The organism is Staphylococcus sp. GDY8P67P (assembly GCF_017892545.1).
Classification (GTDB): domain Bacteria; phylum Bacillota; class Bacilli; order Staphylococcales; family Staphylococcaceae; genus Staphylococcus; species Staphylococcus ureilyticus.
The window spans coordinates 1-20,009 of record NZ_JAESLH010000025.1 but is presented as its reverse complement, the minus strand read 5'-3'; the positions used below and the strand labels follow the sequence as shown (position 1 = coordinate 20,009).

The 20,009-nt window shown below is 34.4% G+C and carries 16 protein-coding genes, 8 tRNA genes and 1 rRNA gene; all 25 read left to right on the top strand.

The features are described from left to right. The first annotated feature begins 97 nt into the window (after positions 1 to 97). The 25 genes from pth (at position 98) to KA833_RS10080 (ending at position 19,979) form a co-directional block, all read left to right on the top strand. Positions 98 to 670, top strand: a complete 573-nt coding sequence (pth, locus tag KA833_RS10200) for an aminoacyl-tRNA hydrolase (RefSeq protein ID WP_046206554.1) — start codon at positions 98 to 100, stop codon at positions 668 to 670. Then, complete coding sequence (gene mfd / locus KA833_RS10195) at positions 667 to 4,179, top strand: transcription-repair coupling factor (protein WP_107365339.1); 3,513 nt, start codon at positions 667 to 669, stop codon at positions 4,177 to 4,179. The genes pth and mfd overlap by 4 nt, the downstream gene beginning before the upstream one ends. Continuing rightward, entirely contained in the window at positions 4,169 to 5,707 is a 1,539-nt protein-coding gene (locus tag KA833_RS10190; RefSeq protein WP_210127891.1) for a polysaccharide biosynthesis protein, read from the top strand. The genes mfd and KA833_RS10190 overlap by 11 nt, the downstream gene beginning before the upstream one ends. After that, on the top strand, positions 5,707 to 6,894 hold the full coding sequence (locus tag KA833_RS10185; protein WP_070657435.1) for a MazG nucleotide pyrophosphohydrolase domain-containing protein: 1,188 nt from the start codon (positions 5,707 to 5,709) through the stop codon (positions 6,892 to 6,894). Before KA833_RS10190 ends, KA833_RS10185 begins: the two co-directional genes overlap by 1 nt. Before the next feature lie 2 nt (positions 6,895 to 6,896). After that, positions 6,897 to 7,160, top strand: a complete 264-nt coding sequence (locus KA833_RS10180) for an RNA-binding S4 domain-containing protein (protein ID WP_046206575.1) — start codon at positions 6,897 to 6,899, stop codon at positions 7,158 to 7,160. A gap of 20 nt (positions 7,161 to 7,180) precedes the next feature. Further along, positions 7,181 to 7,582: an FtsB family cell division protein gene (locus tag KA833_RS10175; protein WP_070657437.1), complete on the top strand. Its 402-nt coding sequence runs from the start codon at positions 7,181 to 7,183 to the stop codon at positions 7,580 to 7,582. Positions 7,583 to 7,682: 100 nt separating this feature from the next. Continuing rightward, positions 7,683 to 8,081 carry a S1 domain-containing RNA-binding protein gene (locus KA833_RS10170; RefSeq protein WP_046206549.1) on the top strand — a complete coding sequence of 133 codons (399 nt, stop codon included), beginning with the start codon at positions 7,683 to 7,685 and terminating at the stop codon, positions 8,079 to 8,081. Positions 8,082 to 8,278: 197 nt separating this feature from the next. Further along, entirely contained in the window at positions 8,279 to 9,571 is a 1,293-nt protein-coding gene (gene tilS / locus KA833_RS10165; protein WP_210127893.1) for a tRNA lysidine(34) synthetase TilS, read from the top strand. Between the two features lie 4 nt (positions 9,572 to 9,575). After that, a complete protein-coding gene (gene hpt, locus KA833_RS10160) occupies positions 9,576 to 10,115 on the top strand; it encodes a hypoxanthine phosphoribosyltransferase (RefSeq protein ID WP_210127895.1) in 540 nt (179 codons plus the stop codon). A 284-nt stretch (positions 10,116 to 10,399) separates the two neighbouring features. Next, positions 10,400 to 12,514: an ATP-dependent zinc metalloprotease FtsH gene (gene ftsH, locus KA833_RS10155; protein ID WP_210127896.1), complete on the top strand. Its 2,115-nt coding sequence runs from the start codon at positions 10,400 to 10,402 to the stop codon at positions 12,512 to 12,514. A gap of 213 nt (positions 12,515 to 12,727) precedes the next feature. Continuing rightward, positions 12,728 to 13,606 (top strand): Hsp33 family molecular chaperone HslO, encoded by an 879-nt coding sequence (gene hslO / locus KA833_RS10150; RefSeq protein WP_070657444.1) that lies wholly within the window; start codon positions 12,728 to 12,730, stop codon positions 13,604 to 13,606. Positions 13,607 to 13,763: 157 nt separating this feature from the next. Further along, positions 13,764 to 14,696, top strand: a complete 933-nt coding sequence (cysK, locus tag KA833_RS10145; RefSeq protein WP_046206545.1) for a cysteine synthase A — start codon at positions 13,764 to 13,766, stop codon at positions 14,694 to 14,696. 337 nt (positions 14,697 to 15,033) lie between these two features. Beyond that, positions 15,034 to 15,837, top strand: a complete 804-nt coding sequence (gene folP / locus KA833_RS10140) for a dihydropteroate synthase (protein ID WP_070657446.1) — start codon at positions 15,034 to 15,036, stop codon at positions 15,835 to 15,837. Next, the gene (gene folB / locus KA833_RS10135; RefSeq protein ID WP_046206543.1) at positions 15,815 to 16,180 is read left to right on the top strand and encodes a dihydroneopterin aldolase; all 366 of its coding nucleotides are present in this window, start codon (positions 15,815 to 15,817) and stop codon (positions 16,178 to 16,180) included. The genes folP and folB overlap by 23 nt, the downstream gene beginning before the upstream one ends. After that, on the top strand, positions 16,180 to 16,659 hold the full coding sequence (gene folK, locus KA833_RS10130; protein ID WP_192946561.1) for a 2-amino-4-hydroxy-6-hydroxymethyldihydropteridine diphosphokinase: 480 nt from the start codon (positions 16,180 to 16,182) through the stop codon (positions 16,657 to 16,659). The genes folB and folK overlap by 1 nt, the downstream gene beginning before the upstream one ends. Before the next feature lie 512 nt (positions 16,660 to 17,171). Next, positions 17,172 to 18,659 (top strand): lysine--tRNA ligase, encoded by a 1,488-nt coding sequence (gene lysS, locus KA833_RS10125; RefSeq protein ID WP_064209957.1) that lies wholly within the window; start codon positions 17,172 to 17,174, stop codon positions 18,657 to 18,659. Positions 18,660 to 19,132: 473 nt separating this feature from the next. Beyond that, positions 19,133 to 19,247: ribosomal RNA gene (gene rrf, locus KA833_RS10120) — 5S ribosomal RNA — on the top strand. Between the two features lie 16 nt (positions 19,248 to 19,263). Continuing rightward, positions 19,264 to 19,339: transfer RNA gene (locus KA833_RS10115), tRNA-Val, on the top strand. Positions 19,340 to 19,354: 15 nt separating this feature from the next. Continuing rightward, positions 19,355 to 19,430, top strand: a tRNA-Thr gene (locus tag KA833_RS10110). Positions 19,431 to 19,436: 6 nt separating this feature from the next. After that, positions 19,437 to 19,509, top strand: a tRNA-Lys gene (locus tag KA833_RS10105). A gap of 14 nt (positions 19,510 to 19,523) precedes the next feature. Next, a tRNA-Gly gene (locus KA833_RS10100) sits at positions 19,524 to 19,598 on the top strand. A 7-nt stretch (positions 19,599 to 19,605) separates the two neighbouring features. After that, positions 19,606 to 19,694 (top strand) — tRNA-Leu (locus KA833_RS10095). Positions 19,695 to 19,707: 13 nt separating this feature from the next. Further along, a tRNA-Arg gene (locus tag KA833_RS10090) sits at positions 19,708 to 19,784 on the top strand. A gap of 27 nt (positions 19,785 to 19,811) precedes the next feature. Further along, positions 19,812 to 19,885 (top strand) — tRNA-Pro (locus KA833_RS10085). A gap of 18 nt (positions 19,886 to 19,903) precedes the next feature. Continuing rightward, a tRNA-Ala gene (locus KA833_RS10080) sits at positions 19,904 to 19,979 on the top strand. The last annotated feature ends 30 nt before the right edge of the window (positions 19,980 to 20,009 follow it).

Here is a 20,009-nt window from a genome sequence, read left to right as displayed (position 1 = left end):
TTAATATAGTGAATGATATGAAAATATAAAAAGAAACTATAGAGTGTTGCGAAATAGTAAATGTTTCTGAGTGAATACAACAATTGGAGGTAACATAATGAAATGTATTGTAGGTTTAGGCAATATCGGCAAACGCTTTGAGCTGACAAAACATAATATTGGTTTTGAAGTTATTGACTATATGTTAGAACAGAATCAATTTAAATTAGATAAACAAAAGTATAAAGGTGCCTATACAATCGAACATTTGGCTGGTGAGAAAGTGATGTTTATAGAACCAATGACGATGATGAACTTGTCTGGGGATGCTGTAGGTCCACTGATGAAGTATTATGATATTGATATAGACGATTTACTTGTACTATATGATGATTTGGATTTACCTCAAGGGGAAATTCGATTACGACAAAAAGGCAGTGCCGGCGGTCATAATGGTATGAAATCGATTATTCAAGCCTTAGGTACAGACGAATTTAAACGTATTCGTATTGGTGTTGATCGTCCGTCCAACGGTATGTCGATTGTTGATTATGTATTGCAAAAATTTTCAAAACAAGAAATGGAAACAATGAATAACGTAATAGAACATTCAGCACGTGCAGTAGAAGCTTATATTGAAAGTTCTCGTTTTGACCGTGTGATGAATGAGTTTAATGGTGAGGTCAAGTGAAATCAATAATTACAGAATACATTAAAGAAGATAAACGCTATCAAGAGTTGAATGAAGTATTTGGTGAAGCCAACGTATTGGTTACTGGGTTATCTAGTTCGGCAAAGGCAACAATTATAGCTGAAAAATTTATTCATAGTTCAAAGCAACTCCTTGTAGTAACGAACAACTTGTATCAAGCTGACAAACTAGAGAGCGACTTACAACAATATGTTGATACTGACGATATATACAAGTATCCAATGCAAGATATTATGACAGAAGAATTTTCCACACAAAGCCCCCAATTCATGAGTGAACGTGTACGTACTTTGACGGCACTTGCTCAAGAAAAGAGAGGGTTATTTATCGTACCGTTAAATGGTTTTAAAAAATGGTTAACACCCGTTGAAATGTGGAGGGAGCATCAACTCACACTTACTATTGGTGACGACATTGATATTGATGAATTTTTAAGCAAACTTGTAAACATGGGATATCGTAGAGAGAGTGTAGTATCGCATATTGGTGAATTCTCATTGCGTGGTGGGATTATTGACATATATCCTTTAATAGGCATGCCTGTAAGAATTGAACTATTTGATACAGAAGTAGATTCAATCCGAAACTTTGATGTTGAAACCCAACGTTCAGAAGAGAATTTAGACCAAGTAGATATTACGACGGCTAGTGATTATATTATTACAGATGATGTATTGAAGCATACTAAATTAAAATTAAAAGAAGCATATGAGTATACACGTCCCAAAATAGATAAATCTGTACGTAATGACTTGAAAGAAACATATGAAAGTTTTCAACTTTTTGAATCTTCTTTATTTGATCATCAAGTATTACGCAGACTCGCTGCTTTTATGTATGAAGCACCTGCAACCATTATTGATTACTTCAAGTCTGATGCGATTGTAGCAGTGGATGAATATAACAGAATTAAAGAAACTGAAACAACACTGATTTCTGAAGCTGAAGAATTTATGCAAAGTTTAATTGAAAGCGGTAAAGGATTTATCGGACAGAATTTCTTACAATATGACGGATTTGAGTCACTATTAAATCGATATCCAGTTACGTATTTTACTTTATTTACGGCAACGATGCCGGTAGAACTCAATGAAATCATTAAATTTTCATGTAAGCCGGTACAACAATTTTATGGTCAATATGATATCATGCGTTCTGAATTTCAACGATTTATTCAAAATGACTATACGATTGTCGTATTAGCAGAAACTGAAGCGAAAAAAGAGCGTATTCAATCAATGTTAAATGAAATGCATATACCAACATTTATAGATACACCAAGCACACAAAGCGATGGTGGTAGTGCGATTATCACTGAAGGCAGTTTGTCAGAAGGTTTTGAATTGCCATATATGCATCTTGTTGTTGTAACAGAACGTGAACTATTTAAATCTAAACAAAAGAAAAAGGTAAAGCAACATAAGAAATTAACAAATGCAGAAAAAATCAAATCCTATCAAGATTTGAAAGTTGGAGATTTTGTTGTTCATGTTCACCATGGTGTAGGGAAATATTTAGGTGTCGAAACGCTTGAAGTTGGAGGCGTACACAAAGATTATATAAAATTACAATACAAAGGTACTGATCAATTATTTGTACCCGTAGATCAAATGGATCAAGTACAAAAGTATGTTGCTTCCGAAGATAAATCACCTAGATTAAATAAACTTGGTGGCACAGAATGGAAGAAAACGAAAGCCAAAGTTCAACAAAATGTTGAAGATATGGCCGATGAATTAATAGAATTATATAAAGAAAGAGAAATGTCAGTTGGTTATAAATATGGTCCAGACACCCCACAACAAAATGATTTTGAAATTGATTTCCCTTATGAGTTAACGCCAGACCAAGGCAAATCCATTGAAGAGATTAAACAAGATATGGAAGTAGAACGTCCAATGGACAGGTTATTATGTGGTGATGTAGGTTACGGAAAAACAGAAGTAGCGGTACGAGCGGCATTTAAAGCTGTAATGGAAGGTAAGCAGGTAGCGTTTCTCGTGCCTACCACAATCTTAGCGCAACAACACTATGAAACTTTGATTGAACGTATGCAAGATTTTCCAATAGAAATTCAACTTATTAGCCGGTTTAGAACGACTAAAGAAGTGAAAGAAGTGAAAGAAGGACTAAAATCAGGCTATGTTGATATCGTTGTGGGTACACATAAATTATTAGGCAAGGATATTCATTACAAAGATTTGGGTCTACTCATTGTAGATGAGGAACAACGTTTTGGTGTAAGACACAAAGAAAAAATTAAATCACTTAAGACAAATGTTGATGTTTTAACATTAACTGCAACACCTATTCCGAGAACGCTACATATGAGTATGTTAGGCGTGCGTGATTTATCTGTCATAGAAACACCACCAGAAAATCGTTTTCCTGTGCAAACCTATGTATTAGAGCAAAATATGAATTTTATTAAAGAAGCGTTAGAAAGAGAATTATCACGTGAGGGCCAAGTTTTCTACTTGTACAATAAAGTGCAATCGATTTATGAAAAAAGAGAACAGCTACAAATGTTAATGCCAGAAGCGAATATAGGTGTGGCCCACGGTCAAATGAATGAACGTGATTTGGAAGAAACGATGTTAAGCTTTATCAATCATGAATTTGATATTCTTGTAACGACTACGATTATTGAAACTGGCGTAGACGTTCCCAATGCGAATACTTTAATTATCGAAGATGCTGATAAGTTTGGACTGAGTCAATTATATCAATTACGAGGACGCGTGGGACGTTCAAGTCGTATAGGTTATGCTTATTTCTTACATCCATCTAACAAAGTATTATCAGAGACTGCAGAAGAAAGATTGCAAGCAATTAAAGAATTTACTGAATTAGGTTCTGGATTTAAGATTGCAATGCGAGATTTAAATATTCGAGGTGCAGGTAACCTTTTAGGCAAACAGCAACATGGATTTATTGATTCCGTAGGTTTCGATTTATACTCACAAATGTTAGAAGAAGCGGTAAATGAAAAACGAGGCATTAAAGAAGAACAGCATGATGCGCCTGAAGTTGAAATTGAACTAAATATTGATGCTTATTTACCAGCTGAATATATTCCAAATGAACAGGCTAAGATAGAAATTTATAAAAAATTACGTAAAATTGAGACGGAATCACAATTGATGGATGTTAAAGATGAACTCATTGACCGTTTTAATGATTATCCTGTTGAGGTTGAAAGATTGCTTGAAATGATGGAAATTAAAGTGCATGCATTGAATGCAGGTGTAACACTTATTAAAGATGTAGGTAAAAAAATAGAAATTTATTTATCCGAAAAAGGTACTACTGACATCAATGGCGAAGCACTCTTTAAACAAACGCAACCACTTGGACGCGCAATGAAAGTTGGTGTTCAAGAAGGTAAAATGAAAGTGACGCTAAATAAAGATAAAGTATGGTTGGACAGTTTGAAATTCTTAGTGAAATGTTTAGAGGAAAGTATGGTTATACCAGATGAACGTTAAATCTGATACAAAAAGTGTTTTTAATGGTGTTGTTGTACTAACAATAGCGCTTATTATCGTTAAAATACTCAGTGCATTATACCGTGTCCCCTATCAAAATTTACTGGGCGATGGCGGATTATATGCCTATCAACAAGTGTACCCCATAGTAGCTTTAGGCGTTATTTTATCGATGAATGCTATTCCTAGTGCGGTCACTCAAACTTTCAACGCAAACGGGAACCCCAATCAATATACGCGCGTGTTATTAAGGTTACAATTTGCTGGTGTTATCTTTTTCTTACTTTTATTTATGTGTGCACAGTGGGTTGCCTTTCTTATGGGAGATGTCAATTTAGCACCTATGTTAAGGGCGGCAAGTGTTAGCTTTTTATTTGTTGGCATACTTGGTGTTTATAGGGGCTATTATCAAGCGCATCATGAGATGAATATACCCGCTATTTCCCAGGTTATAGAACAATTTATTCGTGTCGCCATTATCATGATTGCTATTGTGATGTTTACGAGTCAATCATGGAGTATATACCGTGCAGGTACATTGGCGATTGTTGGTTCAGGTATTGGCTTTTTCGCATCTAGTTTGTTTCTGATGCAGCGGAAACCTTTTAAGTTATCTAAAGCACATGCCAATGTGGAAGTGGCTTGGAAAAAGTTAACGTTAGGTATCGTTGTGTTCGCGGTAAGCCAATTAATTGTTATTGTATGGCAAGTCGTGGATAGCTTTACAGTAATACATGCGCTTCAAATGACTGGTTTAGATTTTGACGAAGCAACTATTTTTAAAGGTATTTATGATCGAGGTGCGTCTTTTATACAGATGGGATTAATTGTAACGACAACGTTCTGTTTTGTACTTATCCCATTACTAACAGATGCATTAAAAACAAAACAACATATACTGGTAAATCGTTATGCTAACGCATCTATAAAGATTACAGTTTTATTTAGTGTTGCAGCAGCAATAGGTTTAATCAATTTGCTACCTGTAATGAATAGCGTATTCTTTAAAAACGATAGTTTGAACGGTACGTTATCCGTTTATATGCTTACCGTCATATGCGTTTCTCTTATAATGATGGATATCGCCTTATTACAAGTGAAAAATCACGTTAAAATTATTTTGTGTGCATTTGGTATTGGGGTAGTGGTCAAAGCGATATTGAATATGGTTTTAATACCGCAATTTTCAATTTTCGGTGCCAGTGTAAGTACTGTGATTTCACTGTTCATCTTTGTGTGGATTTTACAGTATCAAGTCTTAAAGCTGTATCATTTTCAAACAATGAAAAAGTTCATTGTTAAGTTAGTAATTACAATGATGCTGTTATCAATTACAGTACAAATAGTTATGTTTCTTATTCCGGGAGAAGGTAGAATGCAAGGCTTAGTCGAATTAGCTGTAGCAGCAACTATCGGCGTTATTGTAGTGATTTTTTCTATCGTACGCATGCATTTATTAAGTTTTAGAGAACTTAAACACCTGCCTTTTGGAGATAAACTATTCCATATGAAAAGAGGGAAACATTAATGACAAATAAAATAACAATTGTTGGATTAGGGAATTATGGTATAGAAGATTTACCCTTAGGAATTTATAAATTTTTAAAAAAACAAACACTCGTTTACACACGTACCTTTGACCATCCAGTTATCCAAGATTTAACTTCGGAAGGTATCGACATGGAAAGTTTTGATCAAGAATATAAACGCCATGACGCTTTTCAAAATGTATATGAAGCTATTGTGACAAAGTTGATTGATGCTGCAAGAGACAATGATATTGTATATACTGTACCAGGGCATCCACGTGTAGCTGAAACGACAACTGTGTATTTAGAGCAGTATGCTCAACAACATTCTGATATTGAAATTGAAATATTGGGCGGCAAGAGCTTTATAGACGATATTTTTGAAGCGGTAAAAGTTGACCCTAATGATGGTTTTACGATGTTAGATGCAACAGATCTTCAAAAAGAAAAGTTGAATATGCGTACGCACACACTTATCACACAAGTCTATAGTGCAATGGTCGCAGGTGATTTAAAAGTGACATTGATGGAAAGCTATAGTGATGACCAACTTGTTTATATCGTAGATGGTGCGAGCAATAATCACGCCAATGTAATCAAAACACCGTTATATGAAATAGATCATTACGATGATGTTTTTAACAATATAACAAGTGTATTTATTCCAAAAGTGGAAACCGAAGAAGCATACTTTGGTGATTTTGACTATGCAGTTGGTATCATAAATCATCTTGTAGACGATGAAAAAGGTTGCCCATGGGATAAGGTTCAAACACATCATACGTTAAAACGCTATTTACTGGAAGAGACATTCGAATTGTTTGAAGCTATAGATAACGAAGACGATTGGCATATGATAGAAGAACTAGGAGACATCCTGTTACAAGTATTATTACACGCAAGTATTGGCAAAAAAGAAGGTTACATGGATATAAACGAAGTGATACAAAGCCTTTCAGAAAAAATGATACGCAGACATCCACATGTTTTTGGTGACACAAAAGCAGAAACTGAAGAAGATTTGAAAAATATTTGGTCCGATGCTAAGTCTAAAGAAGGTAAAGAACAGCGAGTGAAATTTGAGAAAGTATTTGCAGACCACTTCTTAGCATTGTATGATAAAACAAAAAATAAGTCGTTAGATGAAAATGCTTTAAAACGAATTTTAGAGCAAGGAGGAAAATAATGATGAGATTAGACAAATATCTCAAAGTGTCAAGATTAGTAAAACGTCGCACTTTAGCTAAAGAGATCAGTGATCAAGGACGTATTACTGTAAACGGTGTAGTTGCTAAAGCAGGTACCGATGTAAAAGAATCGGATGAGCTTGTTATCCGATTTGGTCAAAAAGTTGTAACAATCAAAGTTACGGGATTGAGTGAACATGCAACAAAAGAAAATGCAAAGGGCATGTATGAACTCATTAAAGAAGAAAAAGTAAGTGAAATATAGGAACGGGAGGTGACAAGCAAATGAATAAAAAAGTTGAAAATATAGGCAATACGTATACTTCAGCAGAAAACAAAAAAAAGCAACACAAACAAATGAGGAAGCGTGTTGTTCGTAAACGTATCACTTTATTCGGTGGTCTTTTACTACTGATTATTATCATTTTATCCATCATGCTTGTCACTCAAAAACAAAGTAACAATGACGATGCAGTCGAGCGCCAACAAAAAGAACAAAAGTATCAAAAGCAACAAGATGAAGAATTAGCACTAAAAGAACAATTAAATAATCTAAATGATAAAGATTATATTGAAAAAGTTGCACGTGATGATTACTATCTAAGTAATGATGGGGAAGTTATTTTCAAATTGCCCGGAGATAATAAATCTGACACCAAATCTAAGGCGCAAAATGATGATAAATAAGTGAATTTAATTTTTTGCATCATTATACCATTGTTAATTTATGCAAACAGGCATATAATAGGGTTAAAATCGAAACGAATCGGGAGGATTTATTTATAATATGTCAATCGAAGTAGGAAACAAGCTTAAAGGTAAAGTCACTGGAATCAAAAAGTTTGGCGCTTTCGTCGAACTTCCAGAAGGAAAGAGTGGCTTAGTTCACATAAGTGAAGTTGCAGATAACTACGTTGAAAACGTAGAAGATCACTTATCTGTTGGTGATGAAGTTGAAGTTAAAGTACTATCAATTGCTGATGATGGAAAAATTAGTTTATCAATCAAAAAAGCAAAAGATCGTCCGCGTAGACCTCAAAACAAACCAAATCATAAACAAACTCAACCTAAAGGTGAGGACTTTGAAAAGAAATTAACAAACTTCTTAAAAGATAGTGAAGATAAATTGACTTCTATTAAGCGTCAAACGGAATCTAGACGTGGTGGAAAAGGCGCTAGACGCTAAAATATATAAAATAAGACTGTTCCCAAGAGAACTTAAATTAATTGCTCAAATACAACATTTAATATCATTTTAACGACGTGTGACTTTGACAATAAATGACTGTTTTCTTACTTAAGGAAACAGTCTATTTTTTGTTGTTCACAGACATTACAAGGTGCATGTAAAAAAATTTCGTATTGTGACATAGGAGGTAAGCTATGATAGAAGTTAATGCTGATGGTTGGAATAAAGAACAACACATTGTGTTAGCCGTTTCAACCGGGATTGATAGCATGGTATTATTACACAACTTAATTCATCCATTATCCCAATCGTATAGAAAATTAACTTGCTTACATGTGAATCATAATATTCGTGATATTGCACAAGAAGAAGAAACATTTATAAGAAAATATTGTGAGTTTTATCAGATTCCGTTGTTCGTGCATCATTTAGATTTATCAGAAGTTATTGAACAGGGGAATAGCATTGAAAATATTGCGAGAAATGAACGATATCAGTGGTTTGATACTATGATGGTGGAGTTGGATGCAGACGTTTTATTAACCGCTCACCATCAAGACGATCAAATTGAAACTATCTTTTATCGATTGATGACTGGTCGTTCAACTCGAAGTAGTTTAGGTATGTCATATCTGACTTCACGAAGTGCCTATATGTTGTGTAAACCATTGTTAGAAACAACAAAAGCAGACATTCGAAACTATCAGCAAAGTTATGAAGTACCTTATTATGAAGACGAGACCAATGCTGAAAATCTTTATGTTAGAAACGATATTCGTAATCGTATTTTACCTGCAATTGACGACAACCGACATTTATCGACAAAACAGCTACTAAAATTGAAAGATTGGCATGATATACAACTGCAAGAATTACATGACCATGCGTTACATTTTATAGAAACGCATGTTCACGAAAATGCTGATAAAGATGAAATAGTCATTCCAAGAGTTGCATTTTCAAATTTGAACCATAATATTAAAATCATAATATTAGATGAAATATTTTCAAAATTACAGATAACAGCACCAATGACTGAAAAAATGTATGAATCTTGGTTTCAGCAACTCGAAAGCAAAGTTACTCAATGCACAATATATACAACGGATAAATGGAATATTTATATCGCTTATGATAAATTTATAATAATGGCAAATTATGATAAATTTCTTATGCCAACTAAAATTTTGCAGCCAGGTTTATATCATTATGGTCATTATAGAATTAGTATAACAGATGATTTTCCGGAAGATGATTATCCGTTAGTTATTAGAACTAGAAATAATGGTGATAAATTCAAACTAAATGGGATAAAAGGACACAAAAAAGTAAGTCGATTACTGATTGATCATAAAGTGATACAAACTGAACGTAACCAATTACCAATTTTAGTTAATGCAGATGAAGCAATTATTGCTGTAGGTACGTTATATTTAAATAATGAATATAAAGATACTATTTTCATACGAAATACGGGAGAGGAATGAAATTATGCGAGATGATTTAAAGGAAATATTAATAGATGAAGAAGAAATAGAACAAATTTGTAAAGACTTGGGTGCAAAGATTACTGAAGCATATGCCGGTAAACCACTTGTTTGTATAGGAATTTTGAAAGGTTCAGTAATGTTTATGACAGACCTTATTAAACATATTGGAACGCATTTAGCCATCGATTTTATGGATGTTTCTAGTTATCATGGCGGTACTGAATCAACAGGAGAAGTACAAATACTTAAAGACTTAAGCGCTTCAATAGAAGGGAAAGACATTTTGATTATTGAAGATATTTTAGAAACTGGGACAACATTAAAATCAATAACTGAATTATTGGAATCAAGAAAAGTCAATTCACTAGAAATTGTGACATTGTTAGACAAACCGAATCGCCGTAAAGCAGATATCGAAGCAAAATATGTAGGTAAAAAAATTCCAGATGAATTCGTAGTTGGCTACGGATTAGATTATGCTGAAAATTATAGAAATTTACCATATATTGGAACGATTAAACCAGAAATTTATTCAAAGTAAGCAGTACAATTTAATCGTATGAAATATTGTTATATACTGTAAAACGTAATCATATTAAATGAGTCGATATACATAATATATTGATAAAATACGCGAACATATACGTAAATCATTTAAGGGATTAATCATAAAGTATATGTAAAATGTTTGTATATCAAAAATATAAAAGTATAAAAACAACAAGAACTGTAACGTACATACAAAAGTAGAATTACTAGCCCAAAACTTGTGTATTGTGTTACAATTTTTGTTAGTTTTATTATTGAAGTAGGAGGAAACGACGCATGCAGAAAGCCTTTCGTAACGTGCTAGTTATCGCAATCATTGGCGTTATTATATTTGGCTTGTTTTCGTGGCTAAATGGTAACGGAAATATGCCAAAACAGCTTACATATAACCAATTTGTTAAGCAATTAGATAAAGGTGAATTAAAATCCTTAGAAATTCAACCAGAACAAAATGTATATATGGTAAGCGGTAAAACTAAAAAAGATGAAGATTATTCTTCAACTATTTTATATAATAATGATAAAGAGCTTGAAAAAATAACAGATAAAGCACAAAGTCAAGATGGATTGAAATTTACAGTTAAAGAAGAAGAAAAGCAAAGCGTATTTGTAAGTATTTTAACGACGTTAATACCAGTTTTAATCATAGCCTTATTATTTATTTTCTTCCTTAGTCAAGCACAAGGAGGCGGCGGTGGCGGCGGTCGTATGATGAACTTTGGTAAATCCAAAGCTAAAATGTACGACAGTCAGAAAAAACGTGTACGCTTCTCAGACGTAGCTGGCGCAGATGAAGAAAAACAAGAATTAATAGAAATTGTTGACTTCTTAAAAGATAATAAACAATTTAAGCAAATGGGTTCTAGAATACCTAAAGGTGTTTTACTTGTAGGACCTCCAGGTACAGGTAAAACGTTATTAGCTCGTGCAGTAGCTGGTGAAGCTGGTACACCATTCTTCTCAATCAGTGGTTCAGACTTCGTTGAGATGTTTGTAGGTGTCGGTGCAAGCCGTGTACGTGACTTATTTGAAAATGCTAAGAAAAATGCACCTTGTATTATCTTTATTGACGAAATCGATGCAGTTGGTCGTCAACGTGGTGCAGGTGTTGGTGGCGGTCACGATGAACGTGAACAAACGCTAAACCAATTACTAGTTGAAATGGATGGTTTCGGTGAAAACGAAGGTATCATTATGATTGCTGCTACAAACCGTCCTGATATTTTAGACCCAGCATTATTACGTCCTGGTCGTTTTGATAGACAAATTCAAGTTGGACGTCCAGATGTAAAAGGACGTGAAGCAATTCTGCACGTTCATGCTCGAAATAAACCACTTGATGAAACAGTAGACTTAAAAGCAGTTTCTCAAAGAACACCTGGTTTCTCTGGTGCAGATTTAGAAAACTTGCTGAACGAAGCATCATTAGTTGCAGTACGTGAAGGCAAGAAGAAAATAGATATGCGTGATATTGAAGAAGCGACTGACCGTGTGATTGCTGGCCCTGCTAAAAAATCACGTGTCATTTCTGAAAAAGAACGTAATATTGTTGCACACCATGAAGCCGGTCATACTATTATTGGTATGGTGCTTGATGAAGCAGAGGTTGTCCATAAGGTTACTATCGTACCACGTGGTCAAGCCGGTGGTTATGCAATGATGTTACCAAAACAAGATCGCTTCTTAATGACTGAACCAGAATTACTTGATAAGATCTGTGGCTTGTTAGGTGGTCGAGTTTCTGAAGATATTAATTTCAACGAAGTATCAACAGGTGCTTCAAATGACTTTGAACGTGCAACACAAATCGCACGTCAAATGGTTACTGAATATGGTATGAGTAAGAAACTTGGTACTGTTCAATTCTCAAGTAGCAGCAATGGACAAGTATTCTTAGGTAAAGACATGCAAGGCGAACCAGAATATTCTGGTCAAATTGCGTATGAAATTGATAAAGAAGTTCAACGTATTATTAAAGAACAATACGAACGTTGTAAAGAAATTCTTTTAGAACATAAATCACAATTACTTTTAATTGCTGAATCTTTATTAAAAGAAGAGACATTAGTTGCTGAACAAATTCGTTCATTATTCTATGATGGCGTATTGCCAGAAGTTGATTACGATGCAGCAGAAGTTGTAAGTGATCAAGAAAGTGAATTTAAAGAAGGTAAATATGGTAAATCATATGAAGATGTACGAAAAGAACAACTAGAAGTTGGTAAAAAACAACAAGAAGAAGACCAACAAGAGGAAAAAGATATGGATAAAGAAAGCAAAGAAAGTGAACATGGAAATGACGACTCAGAAGAGACAGGTCATGAACAAGCACCAAATATCGATAAACCTAGCAACCCAAGTGATCCTAATGATCCAAGCAATAGAAATTAATAACTGAACAAAAAGCTTCTTTCTGCTATCATATTGATGTGGAAAGAAGCTTTTTTATTATTCATCAATCAATAAAATCACAAACAGATATGTAGCAATTTTTTGATTGAACACGTACAATAAATTGCATTGATAAAAAGTATTATAAAATTCTATATAGAAGTTAGAAAACAATTTAAACACTTACAATGAATAAAAGGAGAAATTAAAGAAATGACAAATGATTACATTGTTAAAGCATTGGCTTATGAAGGACAGATAAGAGCATATAGTGCATTAACTACAGAAAGTGTTCAAGAAGCACAAACAAGACATTATACTTGGCCGACAGCATCCGCAGCACTTGGCAGAACAATGACTGCAACGTTGATGATGGGTGCAATGTTAAAAGGCGATCAAAAACTGACAGTTACAGTTGATGGACAAGGGCCAATCGGAAAAATTATAGCTGATGCAGATGCCAGCGGTCATGTCAGAGGATACGTGACGCATCCACAAACGCACTTCCCTCTAAATAACGTAGGAAAATTAGATGTTAGTAGAGCTGTTGGAACAAATGGTGCATTAACTGTAGTAAAAGACGTTGGAATGAAAGATTATTTCTCTGGTTCAAGTGAACTAGTCTCTGGTGAATTAGGCGATGATTTTACTTACTACTTTGCAAAAAGTGAACAAGTACCCTCATCTGTAGGGTTAGGCGTACTAGTGAATCCTGATAACTCTATAAAAGCTGCAGGTGGTTTTATCATACAAGTGATGCCAGGTGCAGAAGAAAAAACAATCAATAAATTAGAAACAGCAATCAACAACATGACACCCGTTTCGAAATTAATTGATCAAGGTTTAACTCCAGAAGAAATATTATATGAAATACTTGGTGAAGATGAAGTTCAAATTTTAGAACAAATGCCTGCAAGTTTTGAATGTAATTGCGGTCACGAAAAGTTTTTAAATGCAATTAAAGGACTAGGCCAAGCTGAAATCGAAAGTATGATTAATGAAGATCATGGTGCAGAAGCAGAATGCCACTTCTGTAGAAATAAATATCAATATACAGAAAATGAATTACAGGAATTATTAGAAAAGATGTAAAAAATCCTTTAAAATGAAGTTTAAGTCACTATAAAGTATAAAAATATTGTAATTTTTAATCTTCTTAGTTGTATTCAAATCAAAATCTGATAAAATATAAAGTATATCCGATAGAAAAAGTAGGTTTTAAACTTTTTAATGAAAAGGAGCAATACTTATGACAAACAAACCAGTAAATAATGTCGTTGAAGTGATTGGCAATACGCCAGTAGTTAAGTTGAACAATGTGGTGGATGAAAATGCTGCAGATGTTTATGTGAAATTAGAATATCAAAATCCAGGTGGTTCTGTTAAAGACCGTATCGCGTTAGCAATGATTGAAGCGGCAGAGAAAGAAGGAAAAATCAAACCAGGAGATACAATTGTAGAACCTACGAGTGGTAATACAGGTATTGGTTTAGCTTTTGTATGTGCTGCGAAAGGTTATAAAGCAGTATTCACAATGCCAGAAACAATGAGTCAAGAACGTCGTAATTTATTAAAAGCTTATGGCGCAGAAGTTGTTTTAACACCAGGATCAGAAGCGATGAAAGGTGCAATTAAAAAAGCCAAAGAATTAAAAGAAGAATTTGGTTATTATGAACCACAACAATTTGAAAACCCGGCTAATCCACGTGTGCATGAATTGACAACTGGTCCAGAACTCGTTGAACAATTTGAAGGTAAAACCATTGATTCATTCTTAGCTGGTGTTGGCACTGGTGGTACATTAACTGGTGCAGGTAAAGTATTGAAAGAGAAATACCCTGACATTAATCTTGTAGCTATTGAACCTGAAGATTCTCCAGTATTAAGTGGTGGAGAACCAGGACCACATAAACTTCAAGGTTTAGGTGCAGGATTTGTACCAGATACTTTAGATACGAATATCTATGATGAAGTTATAAAAGTTGGTAATGAAACAGCGATGGATATGTCTCGTAAGGTTGCTAAAGAAGAAGGTATATTAGGTGGGATTTCTTCAGGTGCAGCAATTTATGCAGCTATAGAAAAAGCCAAATCTTTAGGTAAAGGTAAAACAGTAGTTACTGTATTACCAAGTAATGGTGAACGTTACCTTTCAACACCTCTATATTCATTTGAAGATTAAAAATATATTTATAAAACCGATTATGTGTAAGTGATCAGTTTCAAATGTCGACAAGGTTTCTGACTTTGTCGACATTTTTTTATGACTTCTGTGAATGCTTTGTTTGTAGAGTTTTTAAAGACAACTAAAGCAATTGAAAAAGTACAATACGAAATGATTAAAATGTCTGAATACCAGCTATTAATTACAAAATGTGGAAATGGGTGAAATAAACGAGATTACATTTTCCGACGATATGAACGTTGGTTACTGAAAAATTTATAAATTAGCGTTATTATAGAATAGTGATTACTAAGCTAACGATGAGTCATTTCATAGTGAAAGGAAGAAAGTAACGATGGCACATACAAAAATTATGGGCATATTAAACGTAACACCTGATTCATTTTCTGATGGCGGTAAATATAATTCAGTAGAAAAGGCTGTCAAAAGAGCGCAAGAAATGATTGAAGAGGGTGTAGATATGATTGACGTAGGTGGTATATCAACACGTCCTGGTTATGAGGAAATAAGTGTTACTGAAGAATTACAGCGCGTGGTCCCTGTTGTAAAAGCACTTAGCCAATTAGATGTTCAATTGTCTATTGATACATATAGAAGTGAAGTAGCAGAAGCAGCAATGAAATTAGGCGCTACAATGATTAATGATCAGTGGGCTGGATTATATGATGAAAAAATCTTTGACGTTGTATCTAAATATGAAGGTGAGATTATATTGATGCACAATGGTGATGGTCATAGATCAATGCCTGTTGTGGATGAAATGCTTGTGCATTTATTGAAACAAGCTAATAAAGCAGAAATGGCAGGTATCCCACAAGAAAAAGTTTGGATAGATCCTGGCATTGGTTTTGCAAAAACAAGAGATGAAGAAAAAGAAGTAATGGCACGCTTGGATGAATTAGTAGCTACAGATTATCCTGTGCTACTAGCGACAAGTAGAAAAAGATTTATTAAAGAAATGATAGATCGAGACACGCAAGCAATTGAAAGAGATGAAGCAACTGCAGCTACTACTGCATATGGTATAATGAAAGGCGTTAAAGGTGTGAGGGTTCATAACGTTGCGCTCAATGTCCGTTTGGCTCAAAGCATGGATTATTTAAAGGAGAATGAGGATGAAAGACACAATATTTCTTAACGGTATGAAGTTTTATGGCTATCACGGTGCATTACCAGCCGAAAATGAAATTGGTCAAATATTCATCGTTGATTTGACTATGAAAGTCGATTTAAGCCTTGCAGGTGAAACAGATCAAGTAACTGATACAGTTCATTATGGTGAAGTTTATGCAGATGTGAAATCAATCATGGAAAGTGAACCAGTGAATTTATTAGAGCATCTAGCTGAACGTATTGCAAAACGTATAAATTCACACTATAATCGTGTAATGGAAACGCAAGTTAGAATCACTAAAGAAAATCCCCCTATACCAGGTCATTATGAAGGTGTAGGTGTAGAAATAGTGAGGGAGAATTTATAATGTCATATGCGTACTTAGGTTTGGGAAGTAACGTTGGAGATAGAAAAGCACAGCTCGATCAATCAATTCGTATTTTAAATGAAACAGAAGGTATCAATGTAATACAAACATCACCAATTTATGAAACTGAACCTGTTGGATATGTTGAGCAACCGCAATTTTTAAATCAATGTATTGAAATAGAAACATCACTGACACCTCATGATTTATTAAAGGTATGTTTAGGAACAGAACAACAGTTGCATAGAGTGAGAGATATAAGATGGGGTCCTAGAACATTAGATGTTGATATTTTATTATTTGAGGAACAAATCATAGATGAAGATGATTTGATCATACCGCATCCACGTATGTTAGAGCGTTCTTTTGTGCTCATACCATTAAATGATATTGCACCAGATTTTACTGAACCTCATACAAATAAAAAAATTAGAGATTTAGTAATGTTAGATAATTCAGTGAAACAATATAAAGGGTAGGGAAACAAATGTGTGTAAATTTCATGATGAAGCGGAATAGCAAAGCGCTATACTTGAATGCGTATACTTTCAGTTTTATTATATAAAAACTGTAAAATTCATGTTGTTTCTTCAATCATATTGACAGGATAGTTACTTACCAAATAATAAATGAGTAACAATACCTTTCGTATTATCGTTAACTCTAATAAAATATTTAAGTAGATGTAAAAGGGAATACAATAGCATTATTTTATCTACAATTGATTAATAATACTGATATAACATTTTAAAGTTTAAATTACTTTATTACATTCATGACCTCTAGTAAAATTAAAAGTTGAAAAATTGGTACTAAGCACATAAGCAAATACCATCTTTGTATTTAAAAGATGGGGTGGTCATGGTAAAGTTAGAAATGATTGGAACAAATCAAAATACGGTAATCATCAATGATAGATATTCCTCGAATTCTAACAAAAAGGTTAATACTAAAATTAAAATTGGATAAGAAGTATAAAGGAGAGAAAGTTATGTCAGAAGAAATGAACGACCAAATGCAGGTGCGTCGTCAAAAAATGCAAGAACTATACGATTTAGGTATCGATCCATTCGGCGGAAAATTTGTACGAACTTCAATGGCTACACCATTGCATGATGATTGGGATCAATTCTCCAAAGAAGAATTACAAGAAAAAGAAGCAGAAAGTCATGTTAGCATCGCTGGACGTCTAATGACGAAACGTGGTAAAGGTAAAGCAGGTTTTGCACACGTACAAGATTTATCAGGCCAAATTCAAATTTATGTGAGAAAAGACCAAGTTGGAGAAGAACAATTTGAACTATGGAAATCAGCAGACCTAGGAGATATCGTAGGTATTGAAGGCGTTATGTTTAAAACAAACACAGGTGAATTGTCGGTCAAAGCAAAATCATTCACGCTCCTAACAAAAGCATTACGACCATTACCAGATAAATTTCATGGTTTACAAGATATTGAACAACGCTATCGTCAACGTTATTTAGATTTAATAACAAACCAAGATAGTACGCAAACTTTTATTAATAGAAGTAAAATCTTACAAGAAATGCGTAATTACCTAAACAATCAAGGATTCTTAGAAGTAGAAACTCCAATGATGCACCAAATTGCTGGTGGAGCTGCAGCGAGACCGTTTGTAACACATCACAATGCTTTGGATGCTACATTATATATGAGAATAGCAATAGAATTACACTTGAAACGATTAATTGTTGGTGGCTTAGAAAAAGTATATGAAATTGGTCGCGTGTTTAGAAATGAAGGCGTATCTACACGTCATAATCCAGAGTTCACAATGATCGAACTCTACGAAGCATATGCAAACTATCACGATATTATGGACTTAACAGAAGATATGATTAGACATATATCTAATAAAGTACTTGGTACTGCAAAAATTAATTATGGTGAAGAAGTTATTGACTTAGAATCAAACTGGAAACGAGTTCATATGGCAGATGCTGTCAAAGAAGCTACAGGCGTTGATTTCTTTAATGTTCAAAATGATGAAGAGGCAAAAACACTGGCTAAAGCGCATGGTGTTGAAATTACTGAAAATATGAAATACGGTCATATTTTAAACGAATTCTTTGAACAAAAAGTTGAAGAAACATTAATACAACCTACTTTTGTATATGGACACCCAATTGAAATATCACCATTAGCAAAGAAAAATCCAGAAGACCCTAGATTTACGGATCGTTTTGAATTATTTATTGTAGGCAGAGAACATGGTAATGCATTTACAGAATTAAATGATCCGATAGATCAAAGAGAAAGATTTGAAGCACAATTAGTTGAAAAAGAGCAAGGCAATGACGAAGCCCATGAAATGGATGAAGATTTCATTGAAGCATTAGAATATGGTATGCCTCCAACAGGTGGTCTAGGTATAGGTATTGATAGACTTGTCATGCTACTTACTGATTCAGCTTCAATTAGAGACGTATTACTTTTCCCATATATGAGACAAAAGTAATATAGCTCAACTTAATAATAAAGGATTAAATATTGTGGCTTACAAATAAAAGCCGGGATGTTTAATCCTTTTTATTTACAAATATAAACTATGCAAGAAACAAGGAAATACAAAAGGCTTAGAATTAAAATAGAAAATAATAAAAGTAATAAGATACAATTATGCATATTTATGCTATTTAAATATAAAAATATACTAAAAAAGGTATGGTAAACCTCGATTTCTTATGGTAAGATAATTCAAGTCGAGTTAAGTAAACGCAAATACATACGAAATAAATTTATGTTTAAATAAAAGTTACGAAAACTATTGACTTCAGCAAAAAAACATAGTATTATATAAAAGTCGTCGAAAACGAGCATTTACATATTAAATACTAAGTAAAGAACTTGTGAAATTCTTTAAGATAGTGTAAAATTAACTATTGTAATTGAATAACAAACAATGTATCATACATTGAGTAAGTTATTTTGTCTGGTGGCTATAGCAAGGAGGTCACACCTGTTCCCATGCCGAACACAGAAGTTAAGCTCCTTAGCGCCGATGGTAGTCGGACTTACGTTCCGCAAGAGTAGGACGTTGCCAGGCTTTATAATAATCATGTGGAGGATTAGCTCAGCTGGGAGAGCATCTGCCTTACAAGCAGGGGGTCGGCGGTTCGAACCCGTCATCCTCCACCATTTAAAAAATGAATAGCCGGCCTAGCTCAACTGGTAGAGCAACTGACTTGTAATCAGTAGGTTGGGGGTTCAAGTCCTCTGGCCGGCACCATTTCATGAGCCATTAGCTCAGTTGGTAGAGCATCTGACTTTTAATCAGAGGGTCAGAGGTTCGAATCCTCTATGGCTCATCCAGTTTCATTTTGCAGAAGTAGTTCAGCGGTAGAATACGACCTTGCCAAGGTCGGGGTCGCGGGTTCGAATCCCGTCTTCTGCTCCATTATTTTGCCGGGGTGGCGGAACTGGCAGACGCACAGGACTTAAAATCCTGCGATGAGAGATCATCGTACCGGTTCGATTCCGGTCCTCGGCACCATCATTTTAATAGAGCGCCCATAGCTCAATTGGATAGAGTACTTGACTACGAATCAAGCGGTTATAGGTTCGACTCCTATTGGGCGCACCATTTTTAGAATGAGTATTATAATAAATACGGGAAGTAGCTCAGCTTGGTAGAGCACTTGGTTTGGGACCAAGGGGTCGCAGGTTCGAATCCTGTCTTCCCGACTCTTATTAAAAGAATATGGGGGCTTAGCTCAGATGGGAGAGCGCCTGCTTTGCACGCAGGAGGTCAGCGGTTCGATCCCGCTAGTCTCCACCATATATATTTAAATGAACATTGAAAACTGAA